Source organism: Mesorhizobium sp. M2A.F.Ca.ET.037.01.1.1, from assembly GCF_003998075.1.
In the GTDB taxonomy this organism is placed as follows: domain Bacteria; phylum Pseudomonadota; class Alphaproteobacteria; order Rhizobiales; family Rhizobiaceae; genus Mesorhizobium.
In genome coordinates, this window is record NZ_RZSA01001616.1 from 1 (window position 1) to 757 (window position 757).

The window sequence follows — 757 nt, forward strand, 5'->3', positions numbered from 1 at the left end:
TGCAAAACCCTCTCAGGGGGAGAAGGTGTCGCCGAAGGCGACGGATGAGGGGTGCTCCAGGGAATGCCGCCGTCCCACTCCGCTGGAACACCCCTCATCCGTCTCGGCGCTACGCGCCGATCCACCTTCTCCCACAAGGGGAGAAGGGAAAGATTGCGCTACTCCACCCAATCCACCACCAGCGCCACCACCCCGAATACCGCGCCTGTCGCGCACACCGCGGTCCAGCCGCCCCAGGCCCAGGCGAGGCCGGCCAGCAGCGAGCCGATCGCGCCACCGATGAAGAAGATGCCGACGAACAGCCCGTTGATGCGGCCGCGCGCCTTGGGCTGCAGGAGATTCACCGCGCGGCGGCCCAGCGTCTGGTCGCCGGTGACGCCGATATCGAGCAGCACGGCGCTGACGCCCATGAGGATGAGCGGCAGCCACGCCCCGCCGGCCTTGGCCGCGCCCGCCCATGCGGCAAGGCAGAGCGCCGCGATCAGCACGAGATGGCAGAGGACCGTTGCGGAGCGCGTGAAGCCGCGGTCGCCGGCGCGGCCGAAGACAGGCGTCACCGCCGCACCCCCGGCGCCGACCAGCGCGAAAAGCGCAATGCCTTTCTGGCCTAGGTCGAAGGGCGGAGCGGCGAGGCGCAGCGCCACCGCCGTCCAGAACACGCTGAAGGCGACCATCACCAGGCTCGCCGTGAAGGCGCGGCGGCGCAGCACCGGTTCCTGGCGCAGAAGCAGAACCAACGAGGCGATGAGCCCCGCAT

General features: G+C 70.1%; 1 protein-coding gene. It reads right to left on the reverse strand.

The features are described from left to right. Positions 1-158 precede the first annotated feature (158 nt). Positions 159-757 (reverse strand): MFS transporter (locus tag EOA27_RS38760; RefSeq protein ID WP_127259010.1); only part of this gene is annotated, 599 nt, incomplete at its 5' end.